The following is a 19,684-nucleotide window of genomic DNA, read 5'->3' on the forward strand; positions in this document are numbered from 1 at the left end:
TTCAGCATTCTCAATTCTATACGCTCTAATCTGTTCCGCACTTTTCGCGGCAGACTGGCTATGTTGTATATTGGCCTGGAGCTTTCTATTCTGCTCTTTGCTGCCGCCGTTCTCTATACGGCTCTCTCCAATCGCGTGTATTACGAAGTAGATGAACAGTTGATCAGTCAATCCAGATCTCTGGCCAATGAACTGGAAAGCTCGCCATTTTATTTCTGGTCCGGCCATCTCAGTAGTTTTGCCAATCATTATCCCGGTGCTGTTCAACTGATCGGTGCGAATGGTTTGATTCTGTTTCGTTCCGACCGATCCCTGATTGATAAAGGCGGCAATGATGTCAGTCGGGCTCTTGGGCAGTCTTTTCGATCCGGTACTCCCTCATTCGCATCAACCGAATCTCTTCTGAATAAAAATAACGTACGCGTCATTGCGTTTCCGATTCACCGGGCTGACCGGATTGTTGCGACCCTGATTCTCGGCCACGGCACAGGTGATATTCGATCGGTATTCAATCTCTTATACCTGCTCGGTGGCATTCTGGGTGTGATTTCTATCGCCATCAGTGCAGTAGCCGGTTATTACATGGCCAAACGTGCTCTCGAACCGATCCAGGAAATCACATCTACAGCACGAGGTGTAGCTGCAGGTGATCTATCCAGACGCCTGAAATCAGAATCGCAGGATAAAGAGATCCGGGTGCTTGTGCGCGTATTGAATAAAATGTTTGCCGATCTGGAAGCCAGTTTCCAGGCACAAAAGCGTTTTACAGCTGATGCATCACATGAATTGCGTCTGCCCCTCACCATTCTTAAGGGAGAAATCGAAGTCGCTCTTCGTCACCCTCGCTCTGAAGAAGAATACCATCAGATTCTGCAGCAGCAGCTTGGAACCATTGACCGCATTCAGCAAATTGTAAACGACCTGCTTACCCTGGCCCGAGCAGATGCAGGACAACTGGAGCTGGTTCAGTCGCCGATTGATCTTTCTCTGCTTCTGCAAGAGGTAGGACAGCAGCACCTGATTCTGTTCGACAGCCATAATGTGGCCTTGAACATGGATATTGAAGATGACATGGAAATCATGGGAGAGACGAGCCAGATCGAACGAACTGTTATGAACCTGCTCTCCAATGCCTTTAAACATGCCCCTGAACACTCTTCAATTCAGCTGTCGGGCAAGGTCATCGATGGCTCAGCTATTATTACCATTTCTGATGAAGGGGCTGGTATTGCAGAAGATCAGCAGGAACATCTGTTTGACCGCTTTTTCCGCGCAGATGATGCGCGCTGCCGTAAAGAGGGTGAAGGCGCAGGCCTTGGTCTGGCTATTTGCAAGCGTATTGTAGATGCGCACGGCGGAGATATCTGGGTTCAAAGTACACTGGGGGAGGGAGCCTCTTTCCTGATTCGACTTCCCCTTGCCGGTGCTGACCCGGTACTTAAAAAACGTCTGGATAATATTCTGATCGATCCCGAATTAACCGATTAAGAATACAGTTTATTGTTTTCCAGCCCAGATCACTCTGCGGCCTTCAATACTAAAACCCTCTTCAACCATGCGTTTCAATGTGGCCGGATAGATTTTGTGCTCTTCAATCTGGATACGGGCATGCAACGTATCACGCGTATCATCATCAAAAACCGGAACGATTGCCTGCGCAAGAATTGCACCGCCATCAAGCACCTCATCCACCAGATGAACTGTACAGCCTGAAACTTTCACACCATAGAGCAGTGCATCTTCAACAGCTTTTGCACCGGCAAAGGCTGGCAGAATGGATGGATGAATATTGATAATACGGCCACGGAACCGGCGTACAAAGGCTGAAGATAGAATACGCATATAACCGGCTAAGACGATCCACTGGCAACCATGTTTATCCAGCAGGTCAGCGCATTCGGCATCAAACTGTTCGCGCCCAGAATAGTCTTTTGGATTCACATGCACGACATGCTCTACACCCGCTATGCGGGCAATATTCAGCGCTTCAGCATCGCCTTTGTCAGCAATCACCAGAGATACATCCACAGGACAATCACCAGCTTTCACAGCATCAAGGATCACTTTCAGGTTCGTGCCACGGCCGGAGGCCATCACTGCAATGGATGTTGAGCTCATCTTCAAGAAAAAACTAACCGATCAATGTAACAGGTTCACCATCACGCTGATGAACAGATCCCATGCGATATGTGGTTTCACCTGCATCTTTGAGAACTTTTTCAACCTGCTCTGCTTCACTTTCTGGCAGAATCACTGCAAATCCGATACCCATATTGAAGGTGCGATAGCGTTCATCACGTTCCACATCGGCAAAACCCAGAAGATATTCAAATGCAGGTGGCACAGGCCAGCTACTGACATCAATCGTCACAGCCAGATCATCACTCAACAGGCGTTCGAAATTATCAAACATACCGCCACCGGTGATATGTGAGAAACCGTGGATATCAGCTCCGGATTTCATCAGTGCATTCACGGCGGGTACATAGAGGCGGGTAGGGGAGAGAACTCCTTCTACAGCCTTTCGACCATCGGAAAGAACATCGTTGTTCAGATCTGCTTCACCCAGTTCAAGCAGTTTACGCACCATGGAAAAACCATTGGAATGCGGGCCATTGGAAGCCACACCGATAATCACATCGCCAGCAGTTATTTTACTGCCATCAACCATTTTCGGCCTGTCCACCACACCGACACAGAAACCACCGATATCGTAATGGCCCGGCGCATACATACCCGGCATCTCTGCAGTTTCACCACCCACTAACGAACATTCGCAAGTACGACAGGCATCCGAAATACCCTCAACCACACCGGCCAGGGTTTCACCAGCCAGTTTTCCGGTCGCCAGATAATCCAGAAAAAACAGTGGTGTAGCGCCAAGGGCAGCCAGATCATTCACACACATGGCAACCGCATCAATACCGGCAACATGTGGTTTATCATATTCCTGCAATAGCAGTAACTTGGTACCCACACCATCAGTTCCGGAAACCAGAACAGGTTCTTCCATATCGGAAAAATCAGGTTTAAACAGGCCACCAAAACCACCCAGACCTGATAATACTTCCGGACGCATGGTACTGTTTACAGCTTGTTTGATTCGGCCAACAAAGGCATTGCCAGCATCGATGTCTACACCGCAATCGGCATAACTCAGGGATTGTTTATCGTTCACAACTCTTTCCTATACGTCCAGATTTTGTACTTTCAATGCGTTGTCCTGAATGAAACGGCGACGTGGTTCAACCGCATCACCCATCAGTGTAGAGAAGGTTTCATCGGCATTGACCACATCTTCCAGGGTAACCATCTTGAATACACGATTGGCCGGATCCATAGTGGTTTCCCACAACTGTTCCGGATCCATTTCTCCTAGTCCTTTATAACGCTGAATCGCCAAACCCTTACGCCCTTCAGATTCAACTGTGCTGGCAAGCTCATCAAAATGAGCGATTGCCCAGCGTTTATCTTTATCAGCCAGATACGCTCCCTCATCCACAAGGTTCTGAATCGTTGCGCACAATTTTTGTGCTTCGCTGAATTCAGCCGTGCCAATCAGGTCCTTATCCAGTCTTGAGATCATCACACGGCCGTGATCACGGCGCTGGAACTGCACCCAGAAGCTGCCATCTTCTTCATCTTCGTGGATTTTGTAGCTCAACGTTTCATCCACACGCGTTGCCTGTTTAAAAACATGATCGAGCGCTTCCATGCGCTCCTCAAGAAGTTCGCGATTGCGCATCATCTTGACTGTAGTCTTGCCACTTTCAATCAGAAACTTGAGCACCTTGGCATCAATGCGCTGTGACAACCTGTTCTGCAGCCCCTGCAGGCGATGAATACTGCGTACTGCAGTCTGCAAACGCTCTCCTGACATAGCCGTGGCTTTACTGCTACCGAAGTACTCTTTTCCGTCGGAGCCATGTTCCAACAGGAACTCAAACAGTTCATTATCATTGGCAATATAACGTGCCTTTTTACCGCGTGTGACACGGTAGAGCGGTGGCTGCGCAATATACAGATGGCCGCGTTCAATTACTTCAGGCATCTGACGATAGAAGAAAGTCAGCAACAGGGTAAGAATGTGAGCACCATCCACATCCGCATCGGTCATGATAACGATTTTATGGTAACGCAGCTTGGCAATATCAAAATCTTCCTTGCCGATACCCGTACCGAGCGCAGTGATCATGGTGCCGATCTCCTGCGAAGAGAGCATTTTGTCAAAACGGGCTTTTTCCACGTTCAGGATTTTACCTTTCAGAGGCAGAATCGCCTGCGCCTTACGGTCACGTCCCTGCTTGGCTGAACCGCCAGCAGAGTCCCCTTCCACCAGATATAGTTCTGAGAGGGCAGGGTCTTTTTCCTGACAATCGGCCAGCTTTCCGGGCAAACTCGAGATATCGAGTGCGCCTTTACGGCGGGTCAGGTCACGTGCTTTGCGTGCTGCATCACGTGCAGTCGCAGCTTCGGTAACTTTACTGACAATTCTCCTGGCCTCTTTCGGATTCTCTTCAAACCACTCGGCCAGTTTTTCATTCACCACACTTTCCACAATCGGACGCACTTCAGAAGAGACCAGTTTGTCTTTGGTCTGGGACGAGAATTTCGGATCCGGTACTTTCACAGAAAGTACGGCAGTCAGACCTTCACGACAATCTTCACCAGTCAGACTTACCTTCAGTTTCTTCGCCAGGCCATTGGCTGAGGCGTAATTATTTACAGTACGGGTCAACGCACCACGCAGTCCTGCCAGATGGGCACCGCCATCACGCTGCGGGATGTTATTGGTAAAACAGAAAATATGTTCCTGATAGGAATCGGTCCACTGCATGGAGAGCTCAACGGTCACATCATCCTTTTCTGCACACATAGCCACGCAATCACTATGCAGAGGAATTCGGGTACGATTCAGATGCTGAACGAAAGCGGAGATACCACCTTCGTATTCAAACACCACCTTATTATCCGTACGCTCGTCAATAACCTCGATATGTACGCCTGAGTTAAGGAAAGAAAGCTCACGCAGACGTGTCGAAAGAATATCGAAGGACATATTACGATGAGAGAAAATATCCAGACTCGGCAGGAAACGAACTTCAGTGCCGGTGCCCTTGGCTGTGCCAATAGCTTTTAATGGCTCTACAGGTACACCCATCTCATACTTCTGATAATAGACATGGCCATCACGACGAATGACCAGTTCCAGGGTTTCGGAAAGTGCATTCACAACCGAAATACCCACACCATGCAGACCACCGGAAACCTTGTAGGAATTACTGTCGAACTTACCACCGGCATGCAGCACGGTCATAATGACTTCTGCGGCTGAAATCTGTTCTTCCTCATGCATCGCCACCGGTATCCCACGACCATTATCGCGTACGGTTACAGAATCATCAGAGTGAATAATCACTTCAATTTTATCACAGTGACCAGCCAGCGCTTCATCGATGGAGTTATCCACCGCCTCAAACACCATATGGTGAAGACCTGTACCATCATCGGTATCACCAATATACATACCCGGGCGCTTACGCACCGCATCCAGCCCTTTCAGGACTTTAATGCTATCGGCACCATATTCTTCCGGTTGTTGAGAAGCACTCATGCAGCTTCCTCCATTACTACTATTGTTTCACCTTGCACAGATATTGGATGCTCTGCTTCTGTTAAGCCTTGTCTATCCAACATTTGAATCCTGATATCGATATCAGATGCAATTTGCACACCATCCGGCGCACTCATCAAAACCTGAGCTGGACTTCTTTCCAGCCGTTTCAGAACCTTATACTGACGACTATGATCCAGCGCCTCCAGACAATCATCCAGTAACAATACCGGAATCAGGCGGCGGTAACGGCTCCACATAGCGCACTCTGCCATCTTTATGGCAATGGCCGCCAGTTTTTGCTGCCCACGTGATCCTGCACTGCGAATTTCCCGTTGCTGAAATGCAATTTTCAGAGCATCGCAATGCGGTCCAAAGCGGAGACCTCCAGATTTCAGGTCACTCTCTCGCTTCTCTTGCAAGCGGGTTAACCAGGCTTCTTCTTCATATCCCGTGTTGATACTCAGCTCTACAGCTGTTTCTGTTAATTCCAACTCTTCGCTTAACAGAACATTCATTTCCTCAATCAAGCGCTTTCGTGCCTGAATAATAGGCAAGCCATACGCAACAATCTGGTGCTCCCATGCATCCAGTTCATCCGATGAAGCCCTGCGTCTGAGCAGGCGACTGCGTTGCATCACAGCACGAAGATAGGATGTATATTGTTGCGCACTTCCCTGATAACAGGTCATCACCAGTGCATCCAGCCAGCGCCTGCGCTCTCCAGCCACACCATCTATGATTTTTCTACCCTGAGGTGCTTCAACCAGCACCGGAAAGCTTTCACTTACATCTTTACGCCTTTGTACATCCCGCCCTTGCAGACGTACCGAGGTTTGCCCGCGTCTTCCGGCCACTGACAAGTTCATCGGACCAAAACGCTTCCAGTTACCCTGAATAAAAAAACGCTCCTGGCCACGTTTTACCAGATAAGGATCACGCGCCTGCCTGAATGAGCGACCATGTGCCATGAGGTAGACCGCTTCCAGAAGACTGGTTTTTCCACTTCCATTGGCACCGAGAATAAGATTCAATCCGGAAGAACAAGACCAGAATATTTCATCATGGCAACGCAGCTGTTTCACCTTCACTTCCTGAATAGAAAGCGGGGTTGATGATAACATCGCTGCCTGATGATCTGACACCGGCTGTTTAGATCCGCATCGGCATAATCACATAGCGAGAGCCGCTATTATCATCGCCACAAACAAGCACAGGTGAAAGTTCATCTTTTAATTCAAGACGCACTGAAGCAGAACGGATCGCCCCCAATGTATCCCGCAGATAACGGCCATTAAAACCAATCGCAACGTCCTGACCCGAATAATCGGCAGCAATATGCTCTTCAGCCTCTTCCTGCTCCGTATTATGCGCAGAAATATCAAGCCCCTGATCAGAGAAATTCAAACGAACATCGTGCGTAAATTCGTTCGCAACAATCATGCTGCGGCGCAAAACCTGATCAAATTCACCTCTGGCCATCACAGCTTTTGCTGGGTTACCGCTAGGAATCACATCCTGATAAACCGGAAAACGTGCATCAATCAATTTGGATGTAAGAATATTGGAGCCTGCTACCAAACGAACCTGGCGATCACCCAATGAGAGTTCAATCTGATCCGGGCATTCATCACAAAGTTTACGCATCTCCATAATCGCTTTGCGCGGGACAATGCATTTACCTGCCTGCACTGATTGTTCAAGATGAACCTCTGACAAAGCCAGTCTGTGACCATCTGTTGTTACCAGCCGGAGCATCTGCTGATCATCGACTTCAATCAATGTACCTGTCAGATATTTTCGAGTCTCATCACTGGACATGGCAAAGCTGGTTGCCGCCACCATATCGGAAAGCATGGTTCCGGTCAGAGTAATCGTAGCCTGAACCTCATCCTCATTCATTGAAGGGTATTCATCTGCTGTAAGTGTAGAGAGACGAAAACGTGAGCGACCACTACGAATAGCAATAAAAGCATCACCTGTTTCCAGACTGACATCCTGCTCAGGATCCAGTTCTTTGATAATATCAAAAAGTTTACGTGCAGAAACAGTGACTGAACCTGAAGATTGAATCTGAGCTTCGGCCTGACTACGAATACCTACTTCCAGATCTGTTGCTGTAATATGAAGCATATTTCCATCTGCCTGAAGAAGAACATTGGCCAGAATAGGAATGGTATGACGTTTCTCTACAATGCTCTGGCAACGTTGAACAGCTTGTAATAAAGCTGCTCTGGACAATGTTATGTTCATACCTACTCCCTAATCCCTTTTAATTCCATAAATCTATTCATCATCATAGGTGTTGTGGATAGTGTGGAGAAGCACTGTTTGATCAGCAATCCATTCATTTTCCGGTCACCTGATAGTGTGAGTTAAACTCGAACACCATGTGAATAGTATGTGAATAACTAAGTATGTTGAGCCGGAGCTTATCGTTCAACGACTTTATACTCAACTTATCCACAGGCTGTCAGGGTATAGACTCACACCTTTTCAGCCCAAAAAAACTTTTTCCAACTACTGCTTTAAAAGAGCTAAAATTCGGCTCATTTCATCATCAAAATCATCAGACTCTTTTCGCATAGCTTCAATCTTTCTAACCGCGTAAAGAATTGTTGTATGATCCTTGCCTCCAAAATGACTGCCAATCTCCGGCAGTGACATCGTTGTCAGGTCTTTACATGCATACATCGCGATCTGGCGCGGGAAGGCCACTGTACGTGTCCGTTTACTTGAAGACATCTCTCGTACATTGATATTGTAATAAGAGGCCACCTTTTTCTGGATATCTTCGACAGAGATAGCGCGTACCTCTTCGTGCAACAGGTCACGCAGTACATGTCTGGCAAAATCAATATTAATCGTTCGTCCGGTCAGAGTTGCATGTGCCGTGAGGCGAGTCAGCGCACCCTCAAGTTCACGCACGTTATTGGTGATACGGGATGCCAGCATGTGAGCTACATCTTTATCCAGATGTACGCCCGCCAGTTCCGCCTTGCTGGATAAAATCGCCAGGCGTGTTTCAAGATCAGGTGGCTGAATATCTGCGACCAAGCCCCAGTTAAAGCGAGAGCGAAGTCGTTCCATGAGATTTGTCAGCTCTCTCGGGCTACGGTCCGAGGTGAGAATAATCTGCTTTTTGATCTCATGCAGTGCATTGAATGTGTGGAAGAACTCTTCCTGGGTCCGGTCTTTACCGGCGATAAACTGAATATCATCGATAATCAGCACATCAACCTGGCGATACTGATTACGGAATGCATCAGTGGAGCCATTTCGGATGGCCTGAATCAATTCATTGGTGAATCGTTCTCCGGTTCGATAGGCAATGCGACTATGATCTTTTTTTATCAGCTCGTTTGCTACTGCATTGATCAGGTGTGTTTTACCCAAGCCCACACCACCATAAAGATAGAGCGGGTTATAGATTTCACCGGGCTTATCGGCAACCGCACGGCTTGCTGCGTGACAAAACTCATTGCCGGAACCAACTACAAAATTTTCAAATGTAAATCGTGGATCAATGAAACCATCGACGCTGGAAGATGATGACGATGATTTTGCAGTCGCATCCTTTTTTTCTTCACGCATAGACAATGTCGGGTCAATTTCATAATGAACCTGCGTATCATCGCCAAGTAATGCATGGCTTAACTCATTCAGGCGCCCACCATAATGCGTTTTAAGTCCATCGAGAAAGAATCGGCTTGGCACTTTAATGGTAAGAATTTGATCGTCAAAATGTGCTGCGAGTGGACGAATCCAGGCATCAAATCGCGATGCTGGTACCTCATCCATTAATTTTTCCGCAATCATATTCCAGTGCGACTGATCAACTGTGTCTGTCATTGCCTGAATAGTACATGCTTATGGACCTTCATCCAGCATGATTACACACACACATCATTCCTTGACACTCATCATGGGGTATTTATCATGCGCGACCCTTTTTTAACAACTGCTTTTTATGAGTCAGGAGATATACAATGAGCTTTACATATAAGCCTAGCCGAATCCGCCGCGCCCGCCGTCATGGTTTCCGCGCCCGTATGGCAACCCGTTCAGGCCGCGCGGTAATTAATCGCCGTCGTGCAAAAGGCCGCGCTCGTCTTTCAGCTTAATTGATCTGAATCAGCGTTTTCCTAAAACATTACGACTGCGCTCCAAAGCTGATTTTTCTGCCATGCGAAAAGGCAGAAGGATTAACTTTGGAGCTTTTCGTTTGGTTTATCGATTAAATCAGCAGGGGAATTCACGTTTAGGTTTGGCTATTTCCCGAAAATATGGCAATGCCGTAGCGCGAAATCGCTTGAAAAGGCAATTGCGGGAAGTCTTTCGAAAGAGCCAACTCACTGCTGATATTGACGTTTTAGTCATTCCTTGCGTGAGTGCTTCCAAAATGAAAAACCCCGCACATGACTTTTCTGAAGCTTTAGCCAGTATTCAGCTGCAAATGTAATAACAACACAGGTTCAGTCATGCGCAAACTGGTTCTCATACTTGTCCGATTCTATCAACTCTGTATTTCACCAGTGATGCCTGCGCATTGCATTCATACACCGACCTGTTCGCAGTATGCCATAGAAGCAGTAGAGAGCCATGGTGTTTTGCGCGGTGTTTGGCTTGCTGTAAAACGTCTGTTACGTTGCCACCCGTTTTCAAAAGGTGGATATGACCCGGTGCCTGAAGTGGCTCACCATAAGTGTCTTAATAGTTTGAGGGAGAAATAACATGGATCAACGGAATATGATTCTGGCCTTCGCATTGTCGATGGTGGTACTGCTGGGCTGGGGCGCAATGTTTCCGGAGCAGCCAGCAAAACCGGTGGCCGAGCAGGCAGCCTCTGTTGCTACGGGAGATTTAACACCTCCAGCTTCTGATATTTCGGTGCCGACAACTGATGTTCCAGCTGTTGATGTGGCCACTGCTCCGGTTGTTGCAGAAACGTCTGTTGCGAAACCAGTCAGCAACACAGCTGCGGCCATTAACCCGAAGAACTTTAATATCAGCAATGATATGATGACACTGACCATCAATGATCAGGGTTGGTTTACACGAGCATCACTAACAAATTATAAAGAATCGCTGGATGCTGATGCAAAACATGTTGCCACTTTGAATATGGGAGATGGACATTCGGTGTATGCCAATGCCGGTGTACTGGGCAGACGAATTGATACGCCATTTACTTCGATCGAGAAGAGTGCAAGCAGCATACTGTTACAGGCAACCCTGGATGATGGACGCTTATGGAAGCGTCAGGTCAGCTTAAGCGATGGTTCTTATGTGATTGATATCAAAGACAGGATCATCGATGGCTCAGGCATGAAGATGTATCGACAGGTTGTTGAGCGCCATCCGGATCGTGAAGCCAGTACTTTTTATGAGCACAGTGGACCAACTGCACTGCTTAATGGTAAACTGGTTGAACCGAATTACGATGATCTGGATGAGAAAGGCGCTGAACGAATGGCCTCTATCGGTGGCTGGACTGCGATTATGAATCGCTACTTCATCGCCGCCTTGATCACCAATCCTGAACAGGACTACCCATATTATTTTAAAGGTGACGGTCGTTCATATCAGGCTGGTTTAATCGATGACGGAACCGTTGAAGGTAAAGATGCTGTTTTTACCGCCAAAATGTTTGTTGGACCCAAATCGATACCGGTACTGGAAGATGCCGGGTCCGAGCTTGAACGTTCGGTTGATTTTGGCTGGTTTGCACCAATTTCACAGCCTATGCACAGCTTCCTGGGCTGGCTCTATCAGTATCTGGGTAATTATGGCTGGTGTATCATCGTATTGGTGATCTGCATTAAGATTCTGTTTTTCTATCCAACCCAGAAATCTTATGAATCTATGGCTTCCATGCGCAAGCTGCAGCCCGAGATGACTCGACTCAAGGAGCAGTACGGTGATGACCGACAGGCCATGGGTCAGGAAGTCATGAAATTATACAAAAAACACAAGGTAAATCCGCTTGGTGGTTGTCTTCCGATCATTATCCAGATCCCTGTGTTTTTCGCCCTGTATAAAGTTCTTCTGATGTCAATTGAGATGCGCCAGGCTCCTTTTATCGGCTGGATTGAAGATATGTCACTTCAGGATCCGTATTTTGTTCTGCCTGTGCTGATGGGTATTTCAATGTTTATTCAGCAGCGTCTGAACCCTCAGCCGCCTGATCCGGTTCAGGCCAAGGTAATGCAGTTTCTCCCATTTCTGTTTACGGCGCTGTTCCTGTTCTTCCCTGCGGGTCTCGTATTGTACTGGGTTGTGAACAATGTACTCTCAATTATTCAGCAGCGTCTGGTAATGAAGAGGATGAACGTCGATTAATTTCTCAGATCAAACAACAATTGCGGCCATAGCCACACCGGCAGGCCGTGGTGGTGTGGGGGTCATTCGTATTTCAGGCCCACGTGCTTTACGTGTGCTTGAGGGCATTTCTGCAAGTAACAGAGAGATGCAGCCCAGAGTGGCTCAGCTATCATCCTGGCTGGATGAGGCAGGTGACCTGCTTGATCAGGGGCTTAGCCTCTATTTTCCCGGCCCCAACTCCTATACAGGAGAAGATGTGGTTGAACTGCAAGGCCATGGTGGTCCTGTATTACTACGCGCTTTGTTAGACAGGGTTTTTCAATTGGGTTGCAGGGCTGCAGAGCCGGGCGAGTTTACACGCCGGGCAGTAGAGAATGGCAAGATCGATCTGTCTCAGGCAGAAGCTGTTGCAGCCTGTATCGATGCGGCCACCGTGCGTGCCGGAAAACAGGCTCAGCGGCAGTTACAGGGCGCTTTTGGACAGTATATCGATGAGCTGATGCATACACTGACAAGCCTGGTGGCCCATGTCGAAGCAAGCCTCGATTTCCCCGAAGAAGAAATTCCTGCTCTTTTTTTTGATCAACTTGCCAGTCGCATGCAGAACGAAGTGATTCAACCTGTTGATAATCTACTTGCCACCGCACAGTTGGGTGAGCGACTGTTTGATGGTGCAACCGTGGCTATTGTTGGTGCGCCGAATGTCGGTAAATCCAGTCTTCTTAATATGTTGTCAGGGCGGGATCGGGCTATTGTCAGTGATATTCCGGGTACAACACGTGATGTGCTGGAAATTGATTTTGAAGTCCACGGGATTCCTGTTCGTCTGGTTGATACTGCAGGATTACGACAAAGTGATGATGTGATTGAACAGGAAGGTGTGCGTCGGGCCCATCAGGCGGCACACCAGGCTGATGTAACTATATTTATGGCTGATGCCAGCAGGTCTGACACCTGGACGCCTTCAGTGCATGCTGATGTGTCTCTGATGAACAAGATTGATTTAGAGCATGGTGATATTCCTGAGCACTTTTTATCACTTTGTGCCAAAACCGGACAAGGCCTTGAGTTGCTCAGAGACAGGCTGGCCAGTCAGCTGGGGGATATCAATCTGGCTGATGAGGGGCTACTCGTCACACGTGAAAGGCACAGGGTTATTCTGCTGGATGCAAACAATCATCTGAAGGCGGGTCTGCTCAGTCTGGGTGATGAAGATAAGCTTGAATTAACGGCAATGGAGTGGCGACGTGCCTGGGCGCTGCTGGGTAGTATTCTGGGTATCGGTGATGTTGAGCATATTCTTGACCATGTCTTCTCTGAATTTTGTATAGGAAAATAGGCCTGAAACAGTAATTCTGGTTTTCTCCTTGAAAATAGGGGGTGTTTTGCGGCATAATGGCCAACCTTTTGAAGATGCAAATGAGAGGGAATGAGGGGATTGATGTTGCGCTTGTCGCCTAAACCCTTGTTTTAAAAGAGTTTATTGGGAGATAGCATGTCAGCAAAACATCCAGTGATTTCCGTAACGGGTTCCTCCGGGGCCGGTACCAGTACTGCAAAGGTAGCACTCGAACATATTTTCAGGCGTGAAAACGTAACACCTGCAATTGTAGAAGGTGACTGTTTCCATCGCTTTGATCGATATGAATTTCGTGAAAAGTCCAAAGAGTTCGCAGCTGCCGGCAAGCGCCTCAGCCACTTTTCAGATGAAGCGAACCTGTTCGATAATATCGCAGATCTTTTTAAATCTTATGGTGAAGCAGGTATGGGCAAGGCTCGTACTTATATTCACGATGATGAAGAGGCAAAAATTTATGGTGTAGAGCCAGGGCGTTTTACTGAATGGCGTGATGTTGGTGAAGGTTCAGACCTTCTGTTTTACGAAGGCCTGCATGGCGGCGTGGAAGAGGTTCTGCCGTACACTGATCTGTTGCTTGGCATTGTTCCTGTAGTGAATCTGGAGTGGATTCAGAAAATCCACCGTGATACTGCCATGCGTGGTTATTCACCAGAAGCTGTGGTTGAGAATATTCTATCACGTATGCATGACTATATTCACTTTATTACCCCGCAGTTCACTAATACTGACATTAACTTCCAGCGTGTACCGCTTGTTGATACATCCAACCCGTTTATTGCGCGTGACGTTCCAACTCCAGATGAGAGTGTGGTTGTTATTCGTATTCGCAAGCCTGAGAAATGGGGTATCGACTTCCCATGGTTAACTTCCATGTTGTCTGGTTCGTTTATGTCTCGTCGTAACACTCTTGTGGTGCCTGCAGGCAAAATGATGTTTGCGATGGAGTTGATCCTTTCACCAATTATCCATGATATGATGGAAAAAAGTCGTAAGGGCTAATTGTACGTTTTCCGAAAAGGGGAGGCCATAGGCCTCCCCTTTTTTTATTGCGCTGAATAAATTTCGGCTTACGCTTCCCAATCCTGATATTGGTGACTGGCATTAGAGAGGTTTCACGTGAAACATCCAGATGAAATTGATGTGCTTGTGATTGGAGCCGGACATGCTGGTTGTGAGGCTGCGTGGGCTGCAGCCAGCCGCGGAGCTCGGGTCAGGTTTATTTCCCAGAATTTGGATACGATTGCAAAAATGTCATGTAACCCGGCCATCGGTGGCATCGGGAAGGGGCACCTAGTGCATGAAGTCGATGCTCTCGGTGGTCTTATGGGAATTGCAGCTGATCGATCTGCGTTGCAATACCGGGTGCTTAATCGGCGAAAAGGCCCAGCTGTTCAGGCAACGCGAGCACAATGCGACAGGATCATCTACCACATGGTGATGCGACAGCTGCTCGATTCTCACCAAAATATCAGCTTGCATCAGGGAACGATTTCAGAACTGTTGTTTGAAGGTGACAAAGTTTGCGGAGCTGTTGATGAGTTTGGTGTTCAGCATCATGCAAGGGCAGTAGTGCTGACTACCGGCACATTTTTAGGTGGGCTGATACATGTTGGAGAAAAGACGATCCCGGCTGGCAGATCCGGAGATGCCCCGGTGTATGGCTTAACAGATGAATTGTATCGCCGTGATTTTAATCTGGGGCGACTAAAAACGGGTACTCCTCCAAGGCTGGATAAGAAAACCATTGCCTGGGACAGTCTGCAGATGCAGCCGGGTGAGAAAGATGTGCTTCCTTTTTCTGCGCAGCATCAGCAAGTGACGCAAGACCAGATCCCTTGCGCTATTACGCGCACGAATGAACAGGCTCATGATATTATTCGTGATAATCTGGCCAGATCTCCCATGTACTCGGGTCAGATTGACAGTAAGGGGCCTCGTTACTGCCCAAGCATTGAAGATAAGGTGGTTCGTTTCGCAGAAAAAAATAGCCATCAAATTTTCCTTGAGCCGGAAGGGCGAGACCACGATGAAGTGTACCCTAATGGTATATCGACATCGTTACCGATTGATGTGCAGTGGGCTTTTATTCGCGCAATCCCCGGTTTAGAAGGGGCAAATATTATCCGACCTGGTTATGCGATTGAATATGATTACGTCGATCCAACCGAGCTAAAGTCCAGTCTTGAGTGCAAGAAAGTTGCTGGTCTGTTTCATGCAGGTCAAATCAATGGAACAACTGGTTATGAAGAGGCGGCTGCTCAAGGTCTGCTGGCAGGTATTAATGCGGCGGCTCATGCCATGGATGTAGAATCATGGGTTCCCGACCGTTCAGAAGCGTATCTGGGTGTCATGGCTGATGACCTGGTGAGCAAGGGGGTGACAGAACCGTACCGTATGTTTACTTCAAGGGCTGAGTTTCGTCTGCAGTTAAGGGAAGATAATGCCGATTTACGCTTAGGTGATGCCGCAATTCACTTGGGTTTATATAATGAAAAGCGCAGGCACTCTTTTGAATTACGGCGTGAAAAGTTGGCAACAGGACTGCTTAACTGCCAGGAAACAGTCATTGGTACCGGAAGATCCTGGAGGGAACGTCTTGATGCTTTAGGTCTGCCTCTGCCTTCACAGTCGATGAGCATTGTTTCCTATGCCCACCGTAGCGATGTTGAGGCAAGGGATGCATTGAAGCTTCTGGATGGGGTTGAGGCCTTTGGTGTGCGTGATTTTAAAAGTCTGCTGGCTCTTGTGCACTACGATGGTTATCTGGATAAGCAGCAGCAGGAAGTGGACCGATTCAAGCGGCTGGAAAGCCAGATAATCCCTGATTCGTTTGATTATGCTGCTGTGAAGGGGTTGAGCATAGAATGTTGTCAGAAATTAACGTGTGCAAAGCCACGAACGCTTGGCCATGCATCTCGAATCTCAGGTATTACACCTGCAGCTATTACAAGTTTGACGTTGTATTTAAGGAAACCTGAGTGATGTCTTCAGAAGCCTATGTCCAGGAGGTCATGAAATTCAGGAGGGCATTGAATCTGACTTCAATTTCTGATGCCCGATTGTTTCATGATCGTTTTATTCGTCCTTCAGAGGCATTAGCAGAGTGGATTCCGGATTCGGGACGAATGCTGGATATTGGCAGCGGCATGGGGGTTCCTGGTATCCCTTTACTGATTGCTAAACCGGGGCTGGTCGGGGTGTTGGTGGAGCGGCGTAAGAAACGGGCAGAGTTTATCAGGCACGTGGTCAGAAAATTGGGCCTGACAGCTGAAGTCTATGATGCGGATATTAATGATTTGCCATGTCTGAATATTGATGTTTGTGTTGCCCGTGCTGTTACAGATGAGGGGGTTTTGTTACAGATGTGTACTCCTCATGCTAATGAGGGGGCTATAGCTGTGTTGCCAGTTCCACTTTCCCATGCCCCCGTGCAAGTGAATGGATGGGAAATGGTTTCCGAGCATTCTATTGCTATTAATGGTGATCAGAACGATATTCAGCGTATACGTTGTTACAGGTATAGTTGAATAGTTGTGGGGGAGGGTTTCACGTGAAACATCAAGGATTTGGTCCGGTTACTGCTGTGGCCAATCAGAAGGGCGGTGTTGGAAAGACAACAACAAGCATAAACCTTGCAGCCTCACTTGCTGCTCTGGATCAGCGTGTTCTGTTGATTGATCTTGATCCGCAAGGAAATTCAACATCTGGTCTTGGTGTGGATCAGAAGCAGGTTGAATCAGGCACTTATGATGTGTTGATGGGTGAGGTGCTTCTGGCTGATGCACTGATTACGACTGATTGTGATCGACTGTTCCTTTTGCCTGCCACTATGGATCTGGCAGGTGCCGAAGTTGAACTGGTTAATGAGCAGGGGCGAGAACAGCGCATGCAAAATGCTTTCGCAGGGTTTCAGGGCGAACCATTTGATCACGTTATCATTGATTGTCCACCGGCTTTAAGTTTGCTGACAGTCAATGCGCTAACAGCATCAGACTTTGTGATGGTGACATTGCAGACAGAGTTCTATGCCATGGAAGGTTTGACTCAATTGATGGATAGTATTCGTCGCATTCGCAGTGGTTTAAACCCGGACCTTAATATGGAGGGGATCTTACTTACCATGGTGGACCGTAGAAATAATCTTTCGGTACAAGTGGAGCAGGATGTGCGTGCATATTTTGGTTCGCAGGTATACGAGAATACCATACCACGCAATGTCAGGTTGTCAGAAGCCCCAAGTTTTGGTGTGCCGGTGATGTATCATGATGTGAAATCCAAGGGTGCCCAGGCTTACCTGGCTGTGGCGCAGGAATTGATGCATCGCAGAAGTATTTAGGGAGAAGGGATATGGCAGTAGTAAAAAATAGAGGTCTGGGACGCGGGTTGAGTGCTCTACTGGCTGATACGCCTACGCCAGAAGTCATGAGGCAGGCATCTCAGATTCCAATTTCCAGAATTCAACCCAATAAATACCAGCCACGTACGCATTTCTCTGATCTCGAGCTGGAGTCTCTGACAGAGTCGATTCGTAAGGATGGGGTATTAATGCCCATCTTATTGCGACCACAAGGCGATGGTTATGAATTGATTGCTGGAGAGCGACGCTGGCGTGCATCTCAGGCTGCAGGTTTGCAAGAGATTCCGGCAGTAGTTCGGGATGTCGACGATTTACAGGCATTGGAACTGGCTATTATTGAAAATGAACAACGGGATGACCTGACTGCGATTGAATCAGCACGCGCATATCGTCGCTTGATAGATGAATTCGGTTGTACTCAGCAGCAGGTGGCAGAGAAGATAGGTGTATCTCGTGTGCAAGTCAGTAATCTTATTCGACTGCTTCAGCTTTCACCTGCAATCAAAGAAATGATTGAAAAACGGGAACTTAGCATGGGTCAGGCGCGCCCGCTTGTTGGCTTGCCATCGCATGTTGGGGAACGACTTGCCAGGCTCTGTATTGCACAAGCTTTGAGTGCCCGGCAGATGGAACGTGAAGCAAAGAAAGCAGCCAAAGAACCTGCCAGCAGAGTGAAGGCGGAGCCGGATGCGGATGTTCTGGCCTTGCAGGATGAGCTGACTAGAAAACTGGGCCTGCCTGTCGAAGTTATTTGTAAAAAGAATGGTTCGGGCGAATTAAAGATTGCTTATACACGTCCTGCAGAGCTGGATGCTGTGCTGAGTCGACTTAGGTCTTAAAAGTACTTTATAATCAACACTTTATGTGTGAATGGGATAAGCTGTGCGGGTAGGTTTAGACAATTTTCGAGCGGTAAATTGGCACCATGAGTCTGGAGGGGTGCAGTGGATTGAACAGCGTCTGTTACCTCACTGTTTTGAGCAGGTAGTCAGCATTGATCCTGAAAATGTTGCCATGGCTATTGAAACGATGCAGGTGCGCGGAGCTCCAAGCATTGGTGCAACGGCGGCCTATGGTCTGGCTTTGGCATGGACAAAGGATAAGGGACGTTTTTTTGATTTCTGGCTGGCGAGGTTTCGTTCAACGCGCCCAACGGCAGTGAATCTTTTCCATGCCTGCAATGCTATGCAAACATGTGCTGAATCGAATCCAACTGCGCAGCAGATCATTGAATATGCAGATGCGTATGCAGATGCTGAAGTAAGCGCCAATAAACGTATTGGCAAAACGATGGCGGAGTTTCTGGCTGTTGGGGAGAGGCGCATTCTCACGCATTGTAATGCCGGTTGGCTGGCCGCCGTTGATTGGGGTACGGCCACATCAGGCATTTATCACCTGGCTCATGCCGGAGAAAAGCCTTTTATCTGGGTGGATGAAACCCGCCCGCGCCTGCAGGGCGCACGTTTGACGGCCTGGGAGTTGAATCAGGAGGGTATTGATTGTCGAATTCAGGCAGATGGCGCTGCAGCATGGATGATGGCACAGGGTAAAGTGGATGCCATTGTTGTTGGGGCAGACCGCATTGCTGCCAATGGTGATGTGGCGAATAAAATAGGTACCTATGGCCTTTCACTGGCAGCTAAAGAGCATGCTGTTCCGATGTATGTGGCGGCACCGGCTTCAACGTTTGATGCGAACTGCTCAACTGGATTGGATATACCGATTGAAGAACGGGGCGGTCAGGAAGTGTTGCGGATGGATGGCGTGGATATTGCCGGCAAGTTTCAGGATGTAAGCATTGCTGCGCCAGAAGTGTCTGCAAATAACCCTGCATTTGACGTGACGCCATTTACAAATATCACTGCGATCATCAATGAATCAGGAGTCTGGAACCCGTAATTTCAGTATTTTCCAATCCGTAAATGAGTCTGAAAGCTGATCGCATGGTTTATAGTTCATGCTGCCTCGTTGTTCTGCCCAAAGATTGTTTTGAACAAGGTTTTGCGAGCGTTTCGTAAATGCTTCCATG

At 47.9% G+C, this 19,684-nt stretch carries 18 protein-coding genes; 12 read left to right on the forward strand and 6 right to left on the reverse strand.

Annotated features, from left to right (window positions below; translation table 11 throughout):
- Positions 1 to 60: 60 nt before the first annotated feature.
- Entirely contained in the window at positions 61 to 1,488 is a 1,428-nt protein-coding gene (locus tag MMIC_RS10035; RefSeq protein WP_227819471.1) for a sensor histidine kinase, read from the forward strand.
- Between the two features lie 9 nt (positions 1,489 to 1,497).
- On the opposite strand, the gene purN is transcribed toward MMIC_RS10035, so the two are convergent.
- From purN to dnaA, 6 genes are all read right to left on the reverse strand, one after another.
- Positions 1,498 to 2,118 (reverse strand): phosphoribosylglycinamide formyltransferase, encoded by a 621-nt coding sequence (purN, locus tag MMIC_RS10040; protein ID WP_072660334.1) that lies wholly within the window; start codon positions 2,116 to 2,118, stop codon positions 1,498 to 1,500.
- Positions 2,119 to 2,131: 13 nt separating this feature from the next.
- Positions 2,132 to 3,178 (reverse strand): phosphoribosylformylglycinamidine cyclo-ligase, encoded by a 1,047-nt coding sequence (purM, locus tag MMIC_RS10045; RefSeq protein ID WP_072660335.1) that lies wholly within the window; start codon positions 3,176 to 3,178, stop codon positions 2,132 to 2,134.
- Between the two features lie 9 nt (positions 3,179 to 3,187).
- Complete coding sequence (gyrB, locus tag MMIC_RS10050) at positions 3,188 to 5,614, reverse strand: DNA topoisomerase (ATP-hydrolyzing) subunit B (RefSeq protein WP_072660336.1); 2,427 nt, start codon at positions 5,612 to 5,614, stop codon at positions 3,188 to 3,190.
- Entirely contained in the window at positions 5,611 to 6,738 is a 1,128-nt protein-coding gene (gene recF, locus MMIC_RS10055) for a DNA replication/repair protein RecF (protein ID WP_072660337.1), read from the reverse strand. Before recF ends, gyrB begins: the two co-directional genes overlap by 4 nt.
- Positions 6,739 to 6,766: 28 nt before the next feature.
- Entirely contained in the window at positions 6,767 to 7,867 is a 1,101-nt protein-coding gene (gene dnaN, locus MMIC_RS10060) for a DNA polymerase III subunit beta (RefSeq protein WP_072660338.1), read from the reverse strand.
- Positions 7,868 to 8,134: 267 nt separating this feature from the next.
- Complete coding sequence (dnaA, locus tag MMIC_RS10065; protein ID WP_072660339.1) at positions 8,135 to 9,466, reverse strand: chromosomal replication initiator protein DnaA; 1,332 nt, start codon at positions 9,464 to 9,466, stop codon at positions 8,135 to 8,137.
- Between the two features lie 137 nt (positions 9,467 to 9,603).
- Between dnaA and rpmH the strand changes: the two genes are divergently transcribed.
- The 11 genes from rpmH (at position 9,604) to mtnA (ending at position 19,554) form a co-directional block, all read left to right on the forward strand.
- Positions 9,604 to 9,738: a 50S ribosomal protein L34 gene (rpmH, locus tag MMIC_RS10070; RefSeq protein ID WP_072660340.1), complete on the forward strand. Its 135-nt coding sequence runs from the start codon at positions 9,604 to 9,606 to the stop codon at positions 9,736 to 9,738.
- 5 nt (positions 9,739 to 9,743) lie between these two features.
- Positions 9,744 to 10,076, forward strand: a complete 333-nt coding sequence (rnpA, locus tag MMIC_RS10075; RefSeq protein ID WP_227819472.1) for a ribonuclease P protein component — start codon at positions 9,744 to 9,746, stop codon at positions 10,074 to 10,076.
- Between the two features lie 19 nt (positions 10,077 to 10,095).
- Positions 10,096 to 10,347: a membrane protein insertion efficiency factor YidD gene (gene yidD, locus MMIC_RS10080; RefSeq protein ID WP_072660342.1), complete on the forward strand. Its 252-nt coding sequence runs from the start codon at positions 10,096 to 10,098 to the stop codon at positions 10,345 to 10,347.
- Position 10,348: 1 nt separating this feature from the next.
- Positions 10,349 to 11,956, forward strand: coding sequence for a membrane protein insertase YidC (gene yidC, locus MMIC_RS10085; protein ID WP_072660343.1), 1,608 nt, complete (start codon positions 10,349 to 10,351; stop codon positions 11,954 to 11,956).
- A 19-nt stretch (positions 11,957 to 11,975) separates the two neighbouring features.
- Positions 11,976 to 13,277, forward strand: a complete 1,302-nt coding sequence (gene mnmE, locus MMIC_RS10090) for a tRNA uridine-5-carboxymethylaminomethyl(34) synthesis GTPase MnmE (RefSeq protein ID WP_227819473.1) — start codon at positions 11,976 to 11,978, stop codon at positions 13,275 to 13,277.
- Positions 13,278 to 13,433: 156 nt separating this feature from the next.
- Positions 13,434 to 14,297, forward strand: coding sequence for a phosphoribulokinase (locus tag MMIC_RS10095; protein WP_072660345.1), 864 nt, complete (start codon positions 13,434 to 13,436; stop codon positions 14,295 to 14,297).
- Positions 14,298 to 14,414: 117 nt separating this feature from the next.
- Complete coding sequence (gene mnmG / locus MMIC_RS10100) at positions 14,415 to 16,280, forward strand: tRNA uridine-5-carboxymethylaminomethyl(34) synthesis enzyme MnmG (protein ID WP_083530562.1); 1,866 nt, start codon at positions 14,415 to 14,417, stop codon at positions 16,278 to 16,280.
- The gene (locus MMIC_RS10105) at positions 16,280 to 16,825 is read left to right on the forward strand and encodes a 16S rRNA (guanine(527)-N(7))-methyltransferase RsmG (RefSeq protein WP_072660347.1); all 546 of its coding nucleotides are present in this window, start codon (positions 16,280 to 16,282) and stop codon (positions 16,823 to 16,825) included. The genes mnmG and MMIC_RS10105 overlap by 1 nt, the downstream gene beginning before the upstream one ends.
- Before the next feature lie 23 nt (positions 16,826 to 16,848).
- Positions 16,849 to 17,634, forward strand: a complete 786-nt coding sequence (locus MMIC_RS10110; RefSeq protein WP_072660348.1) for a ParA family protein — start codon at positions 16,849 to 16,851, stop codon at positions 17,632 to 17,634.
- 11 nt (positions 17,635 to 17,645) lie between these two features.
- Entirely contained in the window at positions 17,646 to 18,494 is an 849-nt protein-coding gene (locus MMIC_RS10115; protein ID WP_072660349.1) for a ParB/RepB/Spo0J family partition protein, read from the forward strand.
- Between the two features lie 43 nt (positions 18,495 to 18,537).
- A complete protein-coding gene (gene mtnA, locus MMIC_RS10120; protein WP_072660350.1) occupies positions 18,538 to 19,554 on the forward strand; it encodes an S-methyl-5-thioribose-1-phosphate isomerase in 1,017 nt (338 codons plus the stop codon).
- The last annotated feature ends 130 nt before the right edge of the window (positions 19,555 to 19,684 follow it).

The sequence above is a fragment of the Mariprofundus micogutta genome (assembly GCF_001895085.1).
Taxonomy (GTDB): Bacteria; Pseudomonadota; Zetaproteobacteria; order Mariprofundales; family Mariprofundaceae; genus Mariprofundus; species Mariprofundus micogutta.

Bases quoted from the DNA above. Each gene is read 5' to 3' on its own strand.
- MMIC_RS10035 (WP_227819471.1), top strand. From the start codon at position 61: ATGTTGTATATTGGCCTGGAGCTTTCTATTCTGCTCTTTGCTGCCGCC.
- purN (WP_072660334.1), bottom strand. From the start codon at position 2,118: ATGAGCTCAACATCCATTGCAGTGATGGCCTCCGGCCGTGGCACGAAC.
- gyrB (WP_072660336.1), bottom strand. From the start codon at position 5,614: ATGAGTGCTTCTCAACAACCGGAAGAATATGGTGCCGATAGCATTAAA.
- recF (WP_072660337.1), bottom strand. From the start codon at position 6,738: ATGTTATCATCAACCCCGCTTTCTATTCAGGAAGTGAAGGTGAAACAG.
- dnaN (WP_072660338.1), bottom strand. From the start codon at position 7,867: ATGAACATAACATTGTCCAGAGCAGCTTTATTACAAGCTGTTCAACGT.
- dnaA (WP_072660339.1), bottom strand. From the start codon at position 9,466: ATGACAGACACAGTTGATCAGTCGCACTGGAATATGATTGCGGAAAAA.
- rpmH (WP_072660340.1), top strand. From the start codon at position 9,604: ATGAGCTTTACATATAAGCCTAGCCGAATCCGCCGCGCCCGCCGTCAT.
- yidD (WP_072660342.1), top strand. From the start codon at position 10,096: ATGCGCAAACTGGTTCTCATACTTGTCCGATTCTATCAACTCTGTATT.
- yidC (WP_072660343.1), top strand. From the start codon at position 10,349: ATGGATCAACGGAATATGATTCTGGCCTTCGCATTGTCGATGGTGGTA.
- MMIC_RS10095 (WP_072660345.1), top strand. From the start codon at position 13,434: ATGTCAGCAAAACATCCAGTGATTTCCGTAACGGGTTCCTCCGGGGCC.
- MMIC_RS10105 (WP_072660347.1), top strand. From the start codon at position 16,280: ATGTCTTCAGAAGCCTATGTCCAGGAGGTCATGAAATTCAGGAGGGCA.
- MMIC_RS10115 (WP_072660349.1), top strand. From the start codon at position 17,646: ATGGCAGTAGTAAAAAATAGAGGTCTGGGACGCGGGTTGAGTGCTCTA.